Source organism: Mucilaginibacter lutimaris (assembly GCF_042676625.1).
GTDB lineage: Bacteria > Bacteroidota > Bacteroidia > Sphingobacteriales > Sphingobacteriaceae > Mucilaginibacter > Mucilaginibacter lutimaris.
Genome location: NZ_JBHTIA010000008.1, coordinates 204,858 through 223,029 on the forward strand (window position 1 = coordinate 204,858; position 18,172 = coordinate 223,029).

Consider the following 18,172-nt stretch of genomic DNA (forward strand, 5'->3'; position numbering starts at 1 on the left):
ATTTTGGGCGTTTTTTGTAATTGGAGGCGAAAATGCCTAAAATGTTACAGGCAGTTATCGCTTTTATGTAATTATATAGAAGTGTAATGTACATGTTACACTAACAGGCAGCAAAAAGCCCCTGCGCTTTAACTTTTAAAGTTATAAGTACGGGGGCTTTACTATGAAGGTGTTATATAACTATATTTACTATACGGCCTTTAACTACAATAACCTTTTTAGGGGCTTTGCCGTCCAGATGTTTTTGCACGTCTGCATTTGCAAGGACTGCCGCTTCTATATCGGCTTGCTCAAGTGTAAGCGAAAGGCTGATATTTGTACGCACCTTACCATTAAATGATACCGGATAATTAAATTCATCCTCCACCAAATAAGCGGGGTTAAAGGTAGGATAGGCCGCGGTTGATATGCTACCGGCCGGGTTACCCAATAATACCCAAAGTTCCTCACAAATATGTGGGGCGTAAGGGGCAAGGGTTATAACCAACCCCTGTAGTATAGCGCGTTTGTTGCATTTTAAATCGGTAAGTTCGTTAACGGCAATCATAAAACTCGATACCGATGTATTGAAAGAGAAACGCTCTATGTCCTGCTCAACCTTTTGGATGATCTTGTGCAGCGATTTGAGTTCCGCTTTGGTAGGCGCTTCGTTGCTAACGTTGAAGTTCCATTCCGCATCGTGGAATAATCTCCAGAATTTACGCAGGAATTTAAACACCCCCTCAATACCATTGGTATTCCACGGCTTGCTCTGCTCCAGCGGACCAAGGAACATCTCGTACATACGCAATGTATCGGCGCCGTAGCGGGCAATCAGGTCATCCGGATTAACCACATTGAACTTGGACTTCGACATCTTTTCAACCTCTACACCGCAAATGTATTTGCCGTTCTCTAAAATAAATTCTGCATCAGCAAAATCTTCTCTCCAGGCTTTAAACTTGGTTAGATTTAAAACCTCGTTCTCAACAATATTAACATCAACGTGTAATGGCGAAGTTTTATATTCTTTGATCAAACCATGCGATACAAAAGTGTTGGTGCCTTTGCCTTCGTCGTCAATTAATCGATACACGAAATTACTCCTTCCTTGTATCATGCCCTGGTTTATCAGCTTTTTGAAAGGCTCTTCCTCAACCACTTTCCCAATATCTTTCAGGAATTTGTTCCAGAAACGGCTATATAGCAGGTGTCCGGTAGCATGTTCGCTGCCGCCAATGTACAAGTCAACATCTTTCCAGTATTCTATCGCTTCGCGCGATCCAAATTCGTGGTCGTTATGGGCATCCATGTAGCGGTACCAGTACCAGCTGCTGCCTGCCCAACCCGGCATGGTGCTAAGTTCGTAATCGTAAGCCTCACCCCGGCCTTCTCCAAGGGAGAGGGAGTTATATTTCCAGTCCGTAGCGCGGCCAAGAGGTGGCTCGCCGCTTTCGGTGGGCAGGTATTTATCAATCTCCGGTAACAGTAATGGCAGCTCTTGCTCACCAATCAAATAAGGTATTTTGCCTTTAAAGTAAACCGGCACGGGTTCGCCCCAATAACGCTGGCGGCCAAAAATGGCATCCCTCATCCTGAAATTCACTTTGGCTTTACCCAAGCCTAACTCTTCCAGTTTTGCAACTACAGCGGCGGTAGCTTCTTTATAACCCAGGCCATTTATAAAATCGCTGTTAACATATTTACCCTCCTTGGTAGGGTCGGCCTCAACCTCAATGTTTTGTATATCAATGATCGGGATTATCGGCAAATTAAAATGCTTCGCAAACAAGTAATCGCGCTGATCGCCGCTTGGTACAGCCATAACCGCGCCTGTACCGTATCCTGCCAAAACATAGTCTGCAATCCATACCGGGATCTTTTCGCCATTAAGCGGGTTGGTTACATAGCTGCCCGTGAATGCGCCCGATACGGTTTTGGTATCGGCCATACGGTCAAGTTCGCTTTTCTTTTTAGTTTGGGCGATGTAGGCGTCAATATCAGCCTTTTGCTCAGGTGTGGTTAGTTCGTTAACTAACTCATGCTCGGGTGCGATCACCAAAAAGCTAACCCCAAAAATAGTATCAACGCGGGTAGTGAAAACCTCGATGTGAGAAGCCTCACCCTGGCCCTCTCCAAAGGAGAGGGAGTTAGAAGGCTCTTCTAAAGTCCTCTCCTTTGGAGAGGATTTAGGTGAGGCTTCCAACGGAAACTTCACACTTGCGCCAACGCTTTTGCCTATCCAGTTGCGCTGTATCTCTTTCAGGGGCTCGGGCCAGTCAATGGTGTCCAGGCCTTCTAATAATCTCTGTGCGTATGCGGTAATGCGCATACTCCACTGCATCATCTTCTTTTGCTCAACCGGGTAGCCGCCACGTTCGCTAAAGCCTTCTTTTACCTCGTCGTTTGCCAATACAGTACCTAATGCAGCGCACCAGTTAACTGTGCTTTCGCGCAGGTAGGTAAGGCGGTATTTCAACAATTCGGTTTGCTGTTGTTCCGGCGAAAAAGCTTTCCACTCATCGGCCGTAAAATTTAAAATATCTTCATCGCAAACAGCATTAATACCTGCCGAACCTTTGTTCTCAAAATGCTCAACCAGGTTAGCTATGCTTTGCGCTTTATCCGCGCCTTTATCGTAATAACTGTTAAACAGCTGCATAAAGATCCACTGCGTCCACTTATAATAACCGGGCGAGCTGGTGCGCACCTCGCGGTCCCAATCAAACGAAAAGCCGATCTGGTCTAACTGGCGGCGGTAGGTGTTTATGTTGGCTTCGGTGGTAAGTGATGGGTGCTGGCCGGTTTGTATGGCATACTGCTCAGCTGGCAGGCCAAAGCTATCGTAGCCCATAGGGTGCAATACGTTAAAGCCCTTTAAACGTTTATAACGCGCAAAAATATCAGAGGCAATATAACCCAGCGGGTGGCCAACATGCAGCCCCGCGCCCGATGGGTAGGGGAACATATCCAGCACATAATATTTGGGTTTGTTGGTTTTATTTTCGGCCCTGAAGGTTTTATTTTCGGCCCAAAACTGCTGCCATTTTTGCTCTATATCTTTAAATTGATAATCCATTTGTTTATTTAGCGTATTGAGGTGCGAAAATAGTAAAAACTGCTCTAACATCCGTGTTTACAGGTTACTTTCAACAAAGTCTATATATTATATAGGTTAACATTAAAGTTGACAGGGTATTTAATAACCATTATTTTCGGCACTTAATGGTAAACAAGTTTAAAGATAAAGACATGCAGGCGGTGATTGGGTGGGTACTGCGTGCCGGTGTCTTTGTATCGATGTTTATTGTTTTTATAGGCGGTATCATATACCTGATGCGCCATGGCCAAAGTGTGGCCAATTACCACAGGTTTGTAGGCGTTCCGGATTTTATTCATAGCCCGCGGGGCGTAATCAACGGTATTATTAATTTGCGTGGAAGGGCCATTATACAGGCAGGCATTGTTTTGCTGATAGCTACACCGGTGGTAAGGGTAATATTTAGCGCTATCGGCTTCATGCTCGAAAAGGATTACCTGTATACAGCTATCACTTTTATCGTGTTACTTATTATAGTAATAAGCGCGTTTAGCGGCCACGCCGGATAACTTTTCTTAAAACCATTTTGCTTTATGCCGCTTTATAAAATATGCGCAGGCGTAAAGTACAATCAACAGCATTGCAAAGCATAGGTTACGACCCCGATAAACATATCCTTGAATTGGAATTTAGGGATAATGGCGGCGTATGGCAATATTTTAACGTTAAACCTGCCGCTTATAAAAAGTTTGTGAACAGCGAATCGCTTGGCAATTTTTTCGTAACCCGCATAAAGGGTAAGTATCCCGAAGAGAAGGTGGAGTATTATTGAGGCGGTTTCATCCTGTTTTGCTCTTCCTCGTTACCCGTAACGTGTGTTGCGGAGCTTTTGACAGTGGTTTTACCAAAACGATAGCTAAAGTTTAGGTAAATTTTGCGGTATTCGCGCCTGTCTAAAATATTGATATTCACGTTTTGGTAATTTATAGAAGCCCTGTCGCGGTTTAGTTTAAATATATCGTTCCCTACTAAACTTATGCGACCCATCTTGTTTAGGATCTGCTTGCTGATGCCCAAGTCCATAAACCCCGCAGGCCTGAATTGTTTTATACCGTAAAAAGTGGCAGTTTCAAACCTGCCTGATAGCTGTGCCGCGAATCCACCTGGCATGGTAAAAGTTTGGGTAGATGTAACTATTACATCGGCAGTGCCTTTATTAAGGTTACCATATTGTGCATAAGCAATGTAGCGTTGATAGGATGCATCAATATCATAATTACTGGTCCACCAGCCCGTAAATTTAACAGGTGTATTTATGTTAATGCCATAAGTGTAAACCCTGCCCAGGTTAACATCGGCACTCAGGCTTATCTTACTGGCATCATCTTGCCCATAAAAAGGAAACGTTGCACCGGTGGTAATTTCGGCACGTAATGATGTAACCGTTTCGCTGTTATAAGTATGGCTAAGTTGGATTAGATTATGATATTCAGGCTTTAGGTAAGGGTTGCCCGATTGGTAGTTATAAAGATCAACAAAATAAAGGAACGGATTAAGCTTATCGTACCCGGGCCTTGTTATACCTCTTGACAGGTTTAATGCAAATTCGTTTTTGTCGTTATACCTGTAATTCAATATCGCGGTAGGGAACAGGTTGAAATATTTATGAGGGGTAACATCATAAGCCACCCCGGCGGCGTTTAGTGAGGTGCCTTTGTTATTGGTGTATTCTCCACGCAGGCCACCGTCAAAATCAAATTTGCCAAACTTGGCGGTATAGTTAAGATAAGCTGCGCCTATTTTCTCGTTAAACAGAAAATGGTTACTAAATGTAGTATTGACCGTGTAAATGCCGTTTATCTGCGGCCCGAAAACAAGATTATTATCGGTAGTAGTGTAGCTGTATTTTAAACCCATATCTAACTTGCCGTTTGTTAACGGGTTGCTTAACGCCAAAAAGCCACTCCAGTTATTAATTTTTGTGGGCGATATGTTTTGAAGCAGCAGAGGGTCGCGATAAGTAAAGCCATTTTCATCTGCGAATGTGTTGGTAATGTATTCGTCAGAGTGGCGCTTGGCCCTGCTATATGTTGCATTGGCGGTAATGCTTCTGCCCGTCTTGTCTAATTTGGCGTTGTAATTGAGGTTATAGTTAATATTACTAATGTCCCTGTCGACAGTTGATCGGGCAAGAATAGTAGAATCCAGATTGCCATTGTTGTAAATGTGCAATGTGTTGTCCTTACCAATATTGTTATTGTTTACAGTGCCGTAAACCAAAAAACCAAGGTTTTGGATGGGCGACAAAAAGAAATCGGTACCAAACCTAAAAGCATGGCTGCGCGATTGTATGATGCTTTTATAGGTGGTGTTGTAATTGCTTACTAACCCGGCGTAATCAACTGTACGGTCGGTATATACATCTTTCCATTGCTTATTTAATGCCAGGCTGTAACTCGCAAATACATTGTATGCTTTTGTGCGATGATTTAAGCCAATGCCCGTACTGCCCTTATAATATTTACCATACCCTGCCGATGCATTGAATGTACCATTGGTGCCGATGTTTGTCCCTTTTTTGTAGATAATGTTGATGATACCGCCACCGGCAGCATCATACTTTGCAGAGCCGCCTTTTAGTACTTCCATCCGGTCGATATTATTACCCTGTGTGCTTTTTAACAAAGCGGCCAGGTCCGGCCCGGTAAGATTGGTAGGTTTGCCATCTATCATTATCAATGCATCCTGGCGGCCATTAACGCTTACAATGTCATTATTATCTACACGCACCCCCGGCGATTGCCTTAAAATCTCTAACACAGATTGCCCGTCGGCAACAATGCTGGCTGATGGATTAATGATCAGTTTGCCCGGTCGTACTTCGATATAAGGCTTTTTAGCCACTATCGCTACTTCTTTTAATTCTTTGTTAAGCGCCGATAAAATGATAGGGGCAGCAGTAACATCAAGCCCTGCGGTTACTTTAAAACTTGTACTATAAGCTTTTTTAAAACCGAGCCTTGTAGCAAGTAATATATAGCTACCGGGGTTAACATACGAAAAACGGAAACTACCGGTAGCACCTACCAATGCAGACATAACCACAGACGAGTCGGGCAGGTTTAACAAGATAACCGTGGCGGCATCGGCCGGTTGGTTATTTTGTGTTAAAACAGTGCCGCTTATAGTTGAAGAGCCCGTTTGGGCGTAGCAAAAACTAAATAGACCTGACAGGGTGACTATAATTAAGCACCCGATTTTAAACCTCATTAATATTACCTTGTGGAATTTTTGCGTATAGTTCCCTGTTAAAAAGTTAAATATAACAACAAATTTACAAAGGGAAGCGATATGTAATTTGCTTTTACAGCTTTATACTATTAAATGTTGCTTTAAGTTATTAGTACTAAGTAAATCCTTTCAATTTATTAATTTCGCCAACAACACCATTATAACTGTACATGAAAAAATTATACTTTACAGCGCTTGTTTTATTGTTTGCAGCACAGCTTAAGGCACAGGAGCCGGCAAACTATGCGGCTGTAGCCAATAAATTTAAACAGTTTTACAACAGCAATCAGCCCGACAGCATTTTTGCCATGTTTAGCCCGGAGATGAAGGCCAGCCTGCCATTAGATAAATTTAAGCCTACCACAACCCAGTTAAGATCGCAATTAGGTAGCCTTAAGCAAATAACCTTTTTAAAATATAATTCGCCACTGGCAATTTATAAAGGCGCTTTTGATAACGCTATATTTCAGCTTAACCTATCGCTTAACGCGCAAAGTAAAATTATAGGTTTGTTTCTTGCACCATATGTAGAAGAAGCCAGTTCCATTACAATGGATCCCTCGCTTAAAGAGTCGCCTTTACTGCTTAAAACCTTTTCAGGGTCAATATCGGGTACTTTAACCATGCCTGCAAATACATCGGGTAAAGTACCTGTGGTTATGATTATAGCCGGTTCGGGCCCAACTGATCGGGATGGCAACAGCCCTAAGCTCGGCCTTAATGGCAATACCTACAAAATGCTGGCAAACGAGCTTGGCAAAAATGGTATAGCAAGTTTCCGTTATGATAAACGCCTGGTGGGCCAAAGTATAACCACCACAAAAGAAAAGCAACTGCGTTTTGAGGATTATGTGGATGATGCCGTAGGCCTGGTAAATTTACTGAGCGAGGATCAGCGTTTTTCTAAAGTGATCGTATTGGGCCACAGCGAGGGTTCATTAGTTGGGATGCTTGCCATACGCGATCAGCCGGTGAAGGCATACATCTCAGTTGCAGGAGCGGGCCGCTCGGCAGATATTGTGGTAACCGAGCAAATGAAGGCATATCCTAAGTTTATACAGGATAATTTTAAAACCATGCTTGACAGCCTTAAGAAAGGCAAATTTACAGATAACATCGACCCGAAACTTTATCCGATTGCACGGCCGGATATACAACCCTATTTAATGTCGTGGTTCAGGTATTCGCCAACCCGCGAGATCAAAAAGGCTAAAATACCGGTGCTTATTGTGCAGGGCACTACCGACCTGCAGGTGCCTGCTACAGATGCGGACCTGTTGAAAAAAGCGAAATCTGAAGCGGTGTTGCTGATGATCCCTAACATGAACCACATATTAAAGGAGGCACCGGCAGATAAGGAACAGAATATGGCCACTTATACCAAGCCCGACCTTCCCCTTAAACCCGAACTGGTTACCGGGATAGTTAATTTTATAAAGGGGTTAAAGTAGATGTGCGGATGTGCAAATACGTGGATGTGTAAATGAGTTCATCTGCATATCTGCACATCGTCGTATCCACATATCTACTCGCTTTTCCACGCGCCCAGCAACCTCCGCAATAATATTATCTCCGAGGTGTGGTAGGAATTATGGTCGGCAATTTGCAGGGCTTCGCGCAGTATATTTTGCCCGTCGCCATGCGGGATCTTTTCATATATATCCCCGCTTTGTAACAGGTTGATAAATTCGGCCCTGTCGGCATTTATTTGTTCAATTGTTTTATTCCATGCGGCATCATCTGCCGGTTCAGCTTCTTTTGGCCAGTAATCATCGGGCCAGTTTGGCGATTGGTGGCTGCCATCTTTACTAAACTCCAGCATGTCCCATTGTGCAATACGTACATGCTCTGCCAGCTGCCATATGCTGTAAGGCAGGTTATGGGGCTTAACGCCGCGCAATTCTTTAGGCAGGTCGGCCAATGCATCTTTTAAGGTAGCATGCGCGCCGCCGCCTTCTATAAGTTTTATTAATTCGTTTATAAGTATCTGGTGCTGATTATTCATAGTAAAGTGTGTTTGCTGTTTAACAAATTAGATACAGGTTTGATTTATATGGTACAAAAGTTTTAAGTTTATACCCTAAGCAAAACTGTACAGCAGTGATCAAAAAACTATTATTAATGGCCCTTTACGTGGCCGCGTTTACGGGTTGTAAAAAAGATACCGAGATGATGCAGGATCTGTCTTTAAAAGACGATGCTGCCTTTTTGAGGTATGAAGATCATTTTTTAGAAGAATTATGGAAAAACAACCCCGACTGGGCTACAAGCGTTGGTTACCATAAATACGACAGCCTTTTATTGATCCCCACCTCTAAAACCCGGGAACAGGCCGTAAAGTTTGCCAAAGTGCAAATAGACTCGTTGAGCCGCTACCAGGTTAACAGCCTTAGCGACCTCAATAAAATGGACAGCCGCCTGATGCAAAACGAGATGGAGAAGATCCAGTTTTATAACGACCAGTTAAAGGCATATGAGTGGGACCCTACAACCTATAATGTGATAGGTTCTTTTGCCACAATTTTGAATGAAAATTATGCCCCGTTAACCAAACGCCTGCGCAGCTTTTACCAAAAAATGGAAAATATTCCGGCATACTACAAAGAGGCCGAGAAGCAAATTAAAAACCCGGTTGTTGAACTTACCTCGCTGGCAATTGATCAGCATCTTGGTGGGGTGGGTGTTATAGAAAACGATTTTGCCGATTCGCTTAAAAAAACCAATATACCCGCTGCCGAACAAACCTTAATGCTCAACAGGGCTAAGACATCGGCAGCCGCTATAAAAGAATTTGCCGGCTGGTTAAAAACCTTAAAAAATGATAAGCCACGCAGCTTTAGGCTTGGAAAGCAGTTTTATGAGGCCAAATTCAAGTACGAGATACAGGCCGAAGGCACAGCCCAGCAAACTTACAACTCGGCTGTTGAACGCAAAAAGTACCTGCATAAAGAAATGGCTAAATTAAGCCGTGCGCTTTGGCCAAAATATTTTGGCAATCAACCCTTACCTAAAGATTCGTTAGTGTTTATTGCCAAAATGATAGATACCCTTTCGGCTAAACACGTTGCGCCGGATGAGTTTCAGTCTGCCATAGAGAAAGAGATACCTAAACTTACCGCATTCATAAAAAGCAAAGATATTGTAACGCTCGACCCTACGAAGCCGCTGGTTGTACGTAAAGAACCCGCTTACATGGCAGGTGTTGCAGGCGCGTCTGTAAGCGCGCCCGGGCCTTATGATAAGGGTGGCAATACTTACTATAATGTGGGCAGCCTTAAAGGCTGGCCGGCAGCAAAAGCAGAAAGTTACCTGCGCGAGTACAACGACTATATTTTGCAGATACTTTGTATCCACGAGGCTATTCCCGGCCATTATACGCAATTGGTATATGCTAATAAGGCGCCAAGTTTAATAAAATCTATTTTAGGCAATGGCGCCATGGTAGAGGGTTGGGCGGTTTTTAGCGAACAGGAAATGATGGATGCCGGCTTTGGCAACAACGCGCCGGAAATGCGGCTGATGTGGTATAAGTGGCACCTGCGGTCGGTGTGTAACACCATTTTGGATTACAGTGTACATACCGCTAACATGAGCAAGGAGGATGCTATTAGATTGTTAACTAAAGAAGCATTCCAGCAAGAGGCCGAAGCTGAAGGTAAATGGAAACGGGTTAGCGTAAGCAGTGTTCAGCTTACCAGTTACTATACCGGCTACAAAGAAATTAACGCCCTACACGAAGAGTGGAATAAAAAGAAGGCTGATAAGTATAAACTTAAAGAGTTTAACGAGAAATTTTTGAGCTATGGCAGCGCCCCGGTTAAGTTTATTAAAGAGGCGATGTTTGCCATACCTAAAACAGACCCGAAGAAGAATAATTAATCGCAACAGCGGCAGTTAGCTCCGCATTTTCTTCAAAAGGTTCTCAATAACCTTGGGGAAATGCTGATGCTCTAATTGCTGGCCTTTAAACTTTACCATCTCCAGGTTATCGCCCGGCTCGATTTTAAATCGCGACTGGTGGATAACTTCGCCTTCGTCAAATTGGGTGTTTACAAAGTGGATAGTAATGCCCGATTCTTCTTCGCCGGCCTCAAGCACGGCCTTGTGTACATGATCGCCATACATGCCTTTGCCGCCAAACTTTGGCAAAAGGGCAGGGTGCAGGTTTATTATCTTATTAGGGAAAGCATTTAACAAGCTTGGCGGTACCAGCCATAAAAAGCCTGCCAGCACAATAATATCTACCTGCAGGTTTTTTAACAGGTTTATTACATCATCGGTTTCGTAAAACTCGTGGCGGTTAAATATATGCGATGGGATCTCGAAGTTATCGGCACGTTGTAAAACGTAGGCCTGCGGGTTATTGGTTAATATCAATACAACTTCGGCATCGGCATTACGCTTAAAATGCTCCATTATCTTTTGGGCGTTAGAACCCGACCCTGAAGCAAAAATGGCAATTCTCTTTTTCAAAATAGATGGTAGCTTTTGTTACGCAAAATATAAAATTAATTCAAATTATTGGGCAACATTAGGTTTGATCCTTATAAATCCCCAGCGCCGTATGGTTCGCCTGTCGGTTGATGTGTAATACGTTTGCAGGTCGCCTGTTTCTAAAACCAGCGAAAATTCGCCCAGGTTATTTATCCGCGAGTTGATGAAAGGCTGTTTGGTACCTGCGGATGTGACCTTTGGGTAGGTAATATCGGCCAGCAAAAACAACCGCGTATCAGATAACGACCACCGGCCGCTAACCGTGCCTGCATCACAATCCAAATTGGTGTAGCTACAGGTCATATCATCGTTGAACTTAAATATCTGAGTAGAGTCGCAATCAAGGGTATCGCGGCTAACCTCCTGGTTGCCTAATAGTTTATACTCAATTACCGAGCCCAGCTGCCACTTACCGGTCGTAAACAGGCTTTGAATGTTATCGGTCTTTTCCTTTTTGCAGGAGTTTAGCATACAGCCTAAAACCACTATGCCGGCCAGTAAAAAGTATAATTTTTTATAGTTCATTTATGCTACAAAGATAGTTTAGTTAAGCAATTTCAAAAGTTGCTTTATTATAACTCATTAAAGGAATAAATATTTCGGTGCTATATAATTATACAGGTTGTACAAGCCTGTTATATTTGCCTTATGCGCATACCTTACCAACAACTTAAAACCGAATTTGAACGGATACTTACCAGCCTTGATGTAAACAGCACTGTTGCCCGTGCTATTGCTACCATTTTTGCCGATAACAGCCGCGACGGTGTGCTTAGTCACGGCTTAAACCGCTTTCCTACTTTTATTGAATATATAAAAGAGGGCCTTGTAGTGCCCGATGCCGTGCCGACAAAATTAAACGCTTTTGGCGCCATAGAACAGTGGGATGGCAACCTTGGCCCTGGTATGCTTAACGCCCGGTTTTGTATGGACAGGGCTATGTTTTTGGCAGAAGATAACGGCATAGGCTGTGTTGCTATCAAAAATACTAACCATTGGATGCGCGGCGGCACCTATGGGCAACAAGCTGCCGATGCAGGTTACATTGGCATTTGCTTTACCAATACCATAGCCAACCTGCCGCCATGGGGCGGTACCGAACCGCGACTGGGCAATAACCCGCTTATCATCGCCATTCCGCGCGAAGGGGGTAATGTAGTGTTAGATATGGCTATTTCTCAATATGCTTTTGGCAAACTTTGGCAGTACGAAGCTCAAAATAAACCGCTGCCGGTACCGGGAGGGTACGACAAAGAAGGAAAACTGACTACCAATGCGGCAGCTATTACTGAAAGCAAACGCGCCCTGCCAATAGGGTTTTGGAAAGGTTCAGGGTTATCATTGGTGTTAGACCTGCTGGCAACCATATTAAGCGGCGGCGATTCAACCGCGGTTATCACCCAATCGGGACGTAAGGAAACGGGTGTGTCGCAGGTATTTATAGCCATTAAAACAGATAAAGAAAAAAATGCCTCGCTGATAGAACAGATCATCGAATATACCAAAAGCAGCCAAAGCGATGGCGAGATCTTATTCCCTGGCGAAAGCATGTTACGCACGCGGGAAGAAAGTTTAAAAAATGGGGTTTGGGTTGATGAGGGTGCCTGGGCAAAGATAAAAAATTATAAATAATTCCCATATGGGGAACTTTTATTACCTTTATATAAATAATGCTTTGAGAATTATAGCTAAGAAAATATTACGCGAATTTTGGGAAATCCATGCTGATTGTGAACAGCAGTTAAAGGCTTGGTTCCAGGAGGCAAGTAATAGCAATTGGACTAATCCAAATGATATAAAAAAAGAATATCCGAGTGCAAGTATTTTAGCTGATAACAGGGTAGTTTTCAATATCAAAGGAAATAACTACCGGCTTATAGTAAAAATAAATTACAGTTATCAAATGGCATGGATCAGATTTGTTGGCACTCATGCCGAATATGATAAAATTGACGCTACAACTATTTAAGTTATGACTATAAAACCCATTAAAGACGAAAAGGATTATCAGCAAGCCTTAGAGCGACTTGAAATAATTTTTGATGCCCAACAGGGTTCAGAATATGGCGACGAATTAGAAATTTTGGGAATACTTATAGAGAACTACGAAAATGAACATTTCCCGATATCTTTCCCCGACCCCGTGGAAGCTATTAAGTTTCGGATGGAGCAGATGGGCTACAATCAAAATGATTTAGCAAAAGTGATTGGCTTAAAAAGCCGTGCAAGCGAAATTTTAAATAAAAAAAGAAAGCTATCATTAGAGATGATAAGGCTTCTGCATGATAATTTAAAAATACCTACTGAAGTGTTAATACAGGCTTATTAACAAACCATCAACAGCCTTTGCGTTGCTTCAATAAAATGAAGTGTGCTATTTTCGTAATCAGCGTCATCAACTACAGGCTGTTTTAAACGATAAATTTCCAAAAGTTCTAAAGACTGATTTTTGACTTCAGTCGAGATTGATTTTACAAACTTTTCAACAATCGAATAAGCCATAACCCTTGCTTCATACCCTTGTTTACAAATGATTTCAATCAAATCAATAAAGTAGGATTGAGAGTCTAAATTTTCTAACGAATAAACAAGTGTCCCGTTACGGTTATACGATTCCTCTTCATTTATCTTTTTAATGACAAATGGAATTGCCTCATTATACCTTGCATCAGAAAAAATCAATGCGATCTGGTTTGCTATTGAAGCATTTTGCGTTAGTTGAAAAACGCTAAGTAGATCTTTTTTATCGCCTTCAGTAAGATTTGCTGACTTTAGTTTTTTAATAGCTTCAATCAATTCATCGTCCGATTTATACTTGACTGGCATCTTAATAATTATCCAAATAAAAAATGCTTATCTACGCTATCAACCCCTCAAACTTTTCCCAAAATCCATCTTTTGGCAGCGGTGCTACAATTTTTATTGGCTCATTTTTTACGGGGTGAATAAATTGCAGGCGGCGGGCGTGCAGGCAAATACTTTTGCGCAGGCTACCGCGCGGGTAGCCATATTTATTATCACCAACTATAGGGCAACCCAGAGTAGATAATTGCACCCGTATCTGGTGCGGGCGGCCGGTTATGGGGTCTACTTCTATAACATAATATCCATCCATTTCTCCAACAAGTTTATAATGCAATTCGCTGCGCTGGCTGCCGGGTACTTCTTTATCGTGGGCTTTGGTAACGTTTTTTTGCGGGTTTTTAATAAGGTAATGTACCAGTGTGCCGGCCTCAGGCTGAGGGCGTTTACGAACTATGGCATAATAGGTTTTATGCATTTCGCGCGCTTTAAACATTTTGTTGATGCGCTCTAAAGCCTTGCTGGTTTTGGCGAACAGGATAACCCCGCTTACGGGCCTGTCCAACCGGTGTACAACGCCCAGGAAAGCACCATTCGGTTTATTGTACTTTTGGGCGATGTATCGCTTTACTTTGTCATCCAGCGGCTCATCGCCGGTATCATCTACCTGCACAATATCGCCCGCGCGTTTGTTTACCGCAATAAGGTGGTTATCCTCATACAGCACATCCTTATCGGTAATATCTTTACTTATATAATTAAATTCCGGTCGAGCCATTTGTTAGTTATAGTTCATAGTGTTGAGCGACTTGCTGTTCGCCAAATCCTCGTAGCGTTTAATAGTTCAGGTTAAAATTGCAGCTACTATGAACTATCAACTATTAACCATGAACCCGCATAGCGGATCAATACTCCTCTTTTTCGTTAGGGAAGCCTTTTGCTTTTACATCGCCAACATAATTGCTTATGGCATCATTCATAACATCGAATAAATTGGCGTACTGGCGTAAAAAACGAGGTTTAAAGCCTTTGTTAATGCCCAGCATATCATGTATCACCAGCACCTGCCCGTCGCAATGCTGGCCTGCACCTATGCCAATGGTAGGTATGGTAAGGCTTTCGCTCACTTCTTTAGCGAGTTTGGCGGGTATCTTTTCTAACACGATACCAAAACAACCCAATTCCTGTAACTTTAAGGCGTCTTCTTTTAGCTTTTGCGCTTCTGCTTCTTCTTTTGCACGTACAGTATAAGTGCCAAATTTATAAATGGATTGAGGGGTTAAACCCAGGTGGCCCATAACGGGTATGCCCGCGGCTAATATCCTGGTTACCGATTCTGCAATTTCTACACCGCCCTCCAACTTAACACCGTGTGCACCGGCCTCCTTCATGATACGGATGGCAGATGCCAAAGCCTCTTTAGAGTTACCCTGGTACGAACCAAAAGGAAGGTCGACCACTACTAAGGCGCGTTTTGCCGCGCGCACAACCGACGACGCATGGTAAATCATCTGATCGAGCGTGATGGGCAGCGTTGTTTCGTGCCCGGCCATAACGTTACTGGCCGAATCGCCCACCAGGATTATATCCATACCGGCATTATCTACAATGGTAGCCATCGAAAAATCGTAGGCTGTAAGCATGGCTATCTTCTCGCCACGGTTCTTCATTTCCTGCAAAATATGCGTGGTAATGCGTTTAACTTCCTTGTTTACCGACATGGTAATGTATTTAGTTTATATGCAAAGGTATTTGTTATTTCGGATTTCGGAGGTTTGATTTCGGATTTCTGCAAACCGTTGTTTATACTCAGCGTAATTATAAATTTGTATTTTAGATAAAAATGGCGCCAATAACTGATACAAACAGATTTAAAGACCAAAACCTGCGAATCTCTCATTTTGAAGATGAAATGTTTGTTGAATGTCCCAAGTGCGCAAAACGGGCAGTGGTTACAAAAAATGATCCTTCATCGTATTTTTCTGAAAAAACGCTGAAGTGTCCTAACTGCTTTTATTCCTTAAGTGGCAGGCATCAATCCTTTGATATAACACTTAATTGCAATTGCTCACATTGTGCTGCCGAGCTAAAAGTTGATATGAAAAACGTTAATGAGCAGAAAGATAGTATTGCCATTAAATGTTCAAATTGTGGTAAAACCGAAAAATATCAACCGCAAAATATTTCGCAGGAATGGTATTTTAGGGCTACCGGAAAACCGTCTGAGGATTATTTTGGATTGCCTTTATGGCTTGAAGCTGATTTCAGGGGCCACAATTTACTGGCTTATAATTACAAACATTTGGCTTATTTAAAGCAATATATTTCTGCAGACCTGAGAGAAAGAAGCAACCGCAGCCATTGGACCATGGTTGAAAAACTGCCAACCTGGATGACATCTGCCAAAAACAGGGATAAAATTATAAAGCTCATTTCGGATTTAGAGAGGAAATAACTCCCTTCAAAAAATCTAAAATCGTGCATCTAAAATCGTAAATAAATCCCTACATTTGCGCCGTGAATAAAGTAGTGTCCTACTTCAGCCTTCCGGTTTGTTTTCACGGAGCTTCGTGCCAGAAAATCCGAATCAATAACCCTTTCAAATTTTTTGCTAAATGAATCATTTCACCAAGTTACCTGCAGTTTTATTATTAGCCGACGGAACCGTTTTTTACGGTAAGGCCGCCGGAAAAATTGGTACAACCACAGGCGAAATTTGCTTTAATACCGGCATGACCGGCTACCAGGAAATTTTTACCGATCCATCTTATTTTGGGCAAATTATGGTGGCCACCAATGCGCACATTGGTAATTATGGTATCAATACAGATGAAGTTGAGTCGGGCAATATCCAGATAGCCGGTTTGGTTTGTAAAAACTACAACATTGCTTACAGCCGCAAGCAAGCTAACGAAAGCATTCAGGACTACTTCCAGGAGCAAAACATTGTGGGGATCTCTGATGTAGATACCCGCCAGATCGTTCGCCATATACGCGATAAAGGCGCTATGAACGCCATTATATCTTCAGAGATTTTAGACCTCGACGAACTGAAAGCTAAACTGGCCGAAGCACCTGATATGGATGGCCTTGAACTATCATCGCAGGTATCAACCAAAGAAACTTACACCTTTGGCAATGAGAATGCTACCCACCGCGTAGCCGTGCTGGACCTTGGTGTTAAAAAGAACATCCTGCGTAATTTTGACGACCGCGACGTTTACGCCAAAGTTTATCCGGCAAAAACCACGTTCGAAGAAATGGAGAAAGATTTTTCTCCTTCAGGATATTTCATCTCAAACGGCCCCGGCGATCCATCGGCTATGCCATACGCTATTGATACCGTTAAAAAGATATTAGAGACCGATAAGCCATTGTTTGGTATTTGCCTTGGCCACCAGTTATTGGCACTGGCTAACGACATCCCGACAAAAAAGATGTTTAATGGCCACCGCGGCTTAAACCACCCGGTTAAAAATGTTATTATCGATCATTGCGAGGTAACATCACAAAACCACGGTTTTGGTGTGATACCCGAAGCTGTGCGCGCGTCTGATAAAGTAGAAATTACCCACATAAATCTTAACGATAATTCTATTGAAGGGATCCGTGTAAAAAATAAAAATGCCTTCTCGGTACAATATCACCCCGAGTCGTCTCCCGGCCCGCACGATAGCCGCTACCTGTTTGATGATTTTATAGGCATGATGAAGAATAACCGGGATTAAGCGGATTTTTTTTGATTTATAAGATTAAAAGCCTTTCAGATTACATGGAAGGCTTTTTTGTTCCCTCACGCGTCATTGCGAAGTACGATGCAATCCCTACTTACAGAGCCGGAGACAGATCTGCCGAAGAATTGCCACGCAACGCCCGCAATAATGTACTTATTAAAGCTTAAAATAGATTTGCGATTACACCGCTAACTTCCAATTCTCTTTTCTACTTTCGCCTTAATGAAATTTAAAGGCAGCATACGCATTATAATTTTCTTGTTGGTATTGGCGGCTAACGTTATTGTGGACCAGGAAACTAAAGCCATGATGCGCAGGCATATTAATATATACGATCAGTATCATTTTTTTAACAACCATGTTACACTGCTTAGGGTAGAAAATACAGGTGCTTTTTTAAGCCTGGGCGATAAACTGGTGCAGCCGTTTAGGTTTATAGTGCTTACCCTTATACCTGTACTGGCGCTTGCGGGCGCATTGGTTTACAGTCTTGCCAAAAAAGGGCTCAGCAATTTAATGGTTACCGGTATCATTTTTTGCATTGGGGGAGGTGTGGGTAATTTATATGATAGGATAACAAAGGGATCTGTAACGGATTTTATCCATCTTAAATTTGGCCCGCTGCAAACAGGCATCTTTAACGCGGCAGATGTTTCTATTATGATAGGTGTAAGCCTGATAGTACTGGATACTTTTTTACGACGGAAAGAAAACAAGGAAGCGGAAGAACCATTTGTTGTTAAAGAGAATACGGTAGAATAATTGGTTTAAACCGCCCCGGTAATTATTATTAAACCATTCCATGCATTATTAAGCGCATCGTCACTATTCC

The 18,172-nt window shown here is 42.6% G+C and carries 18 protein-coding genes; 10 read left to right on the top strand and 8 right to left on the bottom strand.

The window, feature by feature from the left end; genetic code table 11:
• Positions 1-172 precede the first annotated feature (172 nt).
• On the bottom strand, positions 173-3,058 hold the full coding sequence (gene leuS / locus ACFQZI_RS12405) for a leucine--tRNA ligase (RefSeq protein ID WP_377142877.1): 2,886 nt from the start codon (positions 3,056-3,058) through the stop codon (positions 173-175).
• 146 nt (positions 3,059-3,204) lie between these two features.
• On the opposite strand from leuS, the gene ACFQZI_RS12410 reads away from it, so the two are divergent.
• Together ACFQZI_RS12410 and ACFQZI_RS12415 are read left to right on the top strand one after the other, a co-directional pair.
• Positions 3,205-3,588 (top strand): DUF1634 domain-containing protein, encoded by a 384-nt coding sequence (locus ACFQZI_RS12410; protein WP_377142879.1) that lies wholly within the window; start codon positions 3,205-3,207, stop codon positions 3,586-3,588.
• A gap of 41 nt (positions 3,589-3,629) precedes the next feature.
• Positions 3,630-3,851: a KTSC domain-containing protein gene (locus ACFQZI_RS12415; RefSeq protein WP_377142881.1), complete on the top strand. Its 222-nt coding sequence runs from the start codon at positions 3,630-3,632 to the stop codon at positions 3,849-3,851.
• On the opposite strand, the gene ACFQZI_RS12420 is transcribed toward ACFQZI_RS12415, so the two are convergent.
• Positions 3,845-6,289: an outer membrane beta-barrel protein gene (locus tag ACFQZI_RS12420; protein ID WP_377142883.1), complete on the bottom strand. Its 2,445-nt coding sequence runs from the start codon at positions 6,287-6,289 to the stop codon at positions 3,845-3,847. The genes ACFQZI_RS12415 and ACFQZI_RS12420 overlap by 7 nt on opposite strands.
• A gap of 191 nt (positions 6,290-6,480) precedes the next feature.
• On the opposite strand from ACFQZI_RS12420, the gene ACFQZI_RS12425 reads away from it, so the two are divergent.
• Positions 6,481-7,761, top strand: a complete 1,281-nt coding sequence (locus tag ACFQZI_RS12425) for a serine aminopeptidase domain-containing protein (protein ID WP_377142885.1) — start codon at positions 6,481-6,483, stop codon at positions 7,759-7,761.
• A 74-nt stretch (positions 7,762-7,835) separates the two neighbouring features.
• On the opposite strand, the gene ACFQZI_RS12430 is transcribed toward ACFQZI_RS12425, so the two are convergent.
• Positions 7,836-8,315 (bottom strand): DinB family protein, encoded by a 480-nt coding sequence (locus ACFQZI_RS12430; RefSeq protein WP_377142887.1) that lies wholly within the window; start codon positions 8,313-8,315, stop codon positions 7,836-7,838.
• 95 nt (positions 8,316-8,410) lie between these two features.
• On the opposite strand from ACFQZI_RS12430, the gene ACFQZI_RS12435 reads away from it, so the two are divergent.
• Entirely contained in the window at positions 8,411-10,189 is a 1,779-nt protein-coding gene (locus tag ACFQZI_RS12435; protein ID WP_377142889.1) for a DUF885 domain-containing protein, read from the top strand.
• A 15-nt stretch (positions 10,190-10,204) separates the two neighbouring features.
• Here ACFQZI_RS12435 and purN read toward each other — a convergent pair whose 3' ends face one another.
• Both purN and ACFQZI_RS12445 read right to left on the bottom strand, forming a co-directional pair.
• The gene (gene purN, locus ACFQZI_RS12440) at positions 10,205-10,783 is read right to left on the bottom strand and encodes a phosphoribosylglycinamide formyltransferase (RefSeq protein ID WP_377142891.1); all 579 of its coding nucleotides are present in this window, start codon (positions 10,781-10,783) and stop codon (positions 10,205-10,207) included.
• A 45-nt stretch (positions 10,784-10,828) separates the two neighbouring features.
• Positions 10,829-11,329: a hypothetical protein gene (locus ACFQZI_RS12445; protein ID WP_377142892.1), complete on the bottom strand. Its 501-nt coding sequence runs from the start codon at positions 11,327-11,329 to the stop codon at positions 10,829-10,831.
• 123 nt (positions 11,330-11,452) lie between these two features.
• Between ACFQZI_RS12445 and yiaK the strand changes: the two genes are divergently transcribed.
• From yiaK to ACFQZI_RS12460, 3 genes are read left to right on the top strand one after another with little or no spacing between them, the layout of a single operon-like run.
• On the top strand, positions 11,453-12,436 hold the full coding sequence (gene yiaK, locus ACFQZI_RS12450; protein ID WP_377142894.1) for a 3-dehydro-L-gulonate 2-dehydrogenase: 984 nt from the start codon (positions 11,453-11,455) through the stop codon (positions 12,434-12,436).
• Positions 12,437-12,479: 43 nt separating this feature from the next.
• The gene (locus tag ACFQZI_RS12455; protein ID WP_377142896.1) at positions 12,480-12,773 is read left to right on the top strand and encodes a type II toxin-antitoxin system HigB family toxin; all 294 of its coding nucleotides are present in this window, start codon (positions 12,480-12,482) and stop codon (positions 12,771-12,773) included.
• Between the two features lie 3 nt (positions 12,774-12,776).
• Complete coding sequence (locus tag ACFQZI_RS12460; RefSeq protein WP_377142898.1) at positions 12,777-13,133, top strand: helix-turn-helix domain-containing protein; 357 nt, start codon at positions 12,777-12,779, stop codon at positions 13,131-13,133.
• On the opposite strand, the gene ACFQZI_RS12465 is transcribed toward ACFQZI_RS12460, so the two are convergent.
• From ACFQZI_RS12465 to panB, 3 genes are all read right to left on the bottom strand, one after another.
• On the bottom strand, positions 13,130-13,630 hold the full coding sequence (locus tag ACFQZI_RS12465; RefSeq protein ID WP_377142900.1) for a hypothetical protein: 501 nt from the start codon (positions 13,628-13,630) through the stop codon (positions 13,130-13,132). The two genes, ACFQZI_RS12460 and ACFQZI_RS12465, sit on opposite strands and share 4 nt — an antisense overlap.
• 31 nt (positions 13,631-13,661) lie before the next feature.
• On the bottom strand, positions 13,662-14,384 hold the full coding sequence (locus tag ACFQZI_RS12470) for an RluA family pseudouridine synthase (protein ID WP_377142902.1): 723 nt from the start codon (positions 14,382-14,384) through the stop codon (positions 13,662-13,664).
• Between the two features lie 127 nt (positions 14,385-14,511).
• Complete coding sequence (gene panB / locus ACFQZI_RS12475; protein WP_377142903.1) at positions 14,512-15,327, bottom strand: 3-methyl-2-oxobutanoate hydroxymethyltransferase; 816 nt, start codon at positions 15,325-15,327, stop codon at positions 14,512-14,514.
• Positions 15,328-15,704: 377 nt separating this feature from the next.
• On the opposite strand from panB, the gene ACFQZI_RS12480 reads away from it, so the two are divergent.
• The 3 genes from ACFQZI_RS12480 to lspA all read left to right on the top strand — a co-directional run bounded on the left by ACFQZI_RS12480 (position 15,705) and on the right by lspA (position 18,102).
• Complete coding sequence (locus ACFQZI_RS12480) at positions 15,705-16,061, top strand: hypothetical protein (protein WP_377142905.1); 357 nt, start codon at positions 15,705-15,707, stop codon at positions 16,059-16,061.
• Between the two features lie 160 nt (positions 16,062-16,221).
• Positions 16,222-17,334: a glutamine-hydrolyzing carbamoyl-phosphate synthase small subunit gene (gene carA, locus ACFQZI_RS12485; RefSeq protein WP_377142907.1), complete on the top strand. Its 1,113-nt coding sequence runs from the start codon at positions 16,222-16,224 to the stop codon at positions 17,332-17,334.
• A 228-nt stretch (positions 17,335-17,562) separates the two neighbouring features.
• Complete coding sequence (lspA, locus tag ACFQZI_RS12490) at positions 17,563-18,102, top strand: signal peptidase II (RefSeq protein ID WP_377142909.1); 540 nt, start codon at positions 17,563-17,565, stop codon at positions 18,100-18,102.
• Positions 18,103-18,172 lie beyond the last annotated feature (70 nt).

Coding starts and splice junctions, on each gene's coding strand:
- leuS (WP_377142877.1), bottom strand. CDS start 3,058: ATGGATTATCAATTTAAAGATATAGAGCAAAAATGGCAGCAGTTTTGG.
- ACFQZI_RS12410 (WP_377142879.1), top strand. CDS start 3,205: ATGGTAAACAAGTTTAAAGATAAAGACATGCAGGCGGTGATTGGGTGG.
- ACFQZI_RS12415 (WP_377142881.1), top strand. CDS start 3,630: ATGCGCAGGCGTAAAGTACAATCAACAGCATTGCAAAGCATAGGTTAC.
- ACFQZI_RS12420 (WP_377142883.1), bottom strand. CDS start 6,289: ATGAGGTTTAAAATCGGGTGCTTAATTATAGTCACCCTGTCAGGTCTA.
- ACFQZI_RS12425 (WP_377142885.1), top strand. CDS start 6,481: ATGAAAAAATTATACTTTACAGCGCTTGTTTTATTGTTTGCAGCACAG.
- ACFQZI_RS12430 (WP_377142887.1), bottom strand. CDS start 8,315: ATGAATAATCAGCACCAGATACTTATAAACGAATTAATAAAACTTATA.
- ACFQZI_RS12445 (WP_377142892.1), bottom strand. CDS start 11,329: ATGAACTATAAAAAATTATACTTTTTACTGGCCGGCATAGTGGTTTTA.
- yiaK (WP_377142894.1), top strand. CDS start 11,453: ATGCGCATACCTTACCAACAACTTAAAACCGAATTTGAACGGATACTT.
- ACFQZI_RS12460 (WP_377142898.1), top strand. CDS start 12,777: ATGACTATAAAACCCATTAAAGACGAAAAGGATTATCAGCAAGCCTTA.
- ACFQZI_RS12465 (WP_377142900.1), bottom strand. CDS start 13,630: ATGCCAGTCAAGTATAAATCGGACGATGAATTGATTGAAGCTATTAAA.
- ACFQZI_RS12470 (WP_377142902.1), bottom strand. CDS start 14,384: ATGGCTCGACCGGAATTTAATTATATAAGTAAAGATATTACCGATAAG.
- panB (WP_377142903.1), bottom strand. CDS start 15,327: ATGTCGGTAAACAAGGAAGTTAAACGCATTACCACGCATATTTTGCAG.
- ACFQZI_RS12480 (WP_377142905.1), top strand. CDS start 15,705: ATGAAAAACGTTAATGAGCAGAAAGATAGTATTGCCATTAAATGTTCA.
- carA (WP_377142907.1), top strand. CDS start 16,222: ATGAATCATTTCACCAAGTTACCTGCAGTTTTATTATTAGCCGACGGA.
- lspA (WP_377142909.1), top strand. CDS start 17,563: ATGAAATTTAAAGGCAGCATACGCATTATAATTTTCTTGTTGGTATTG.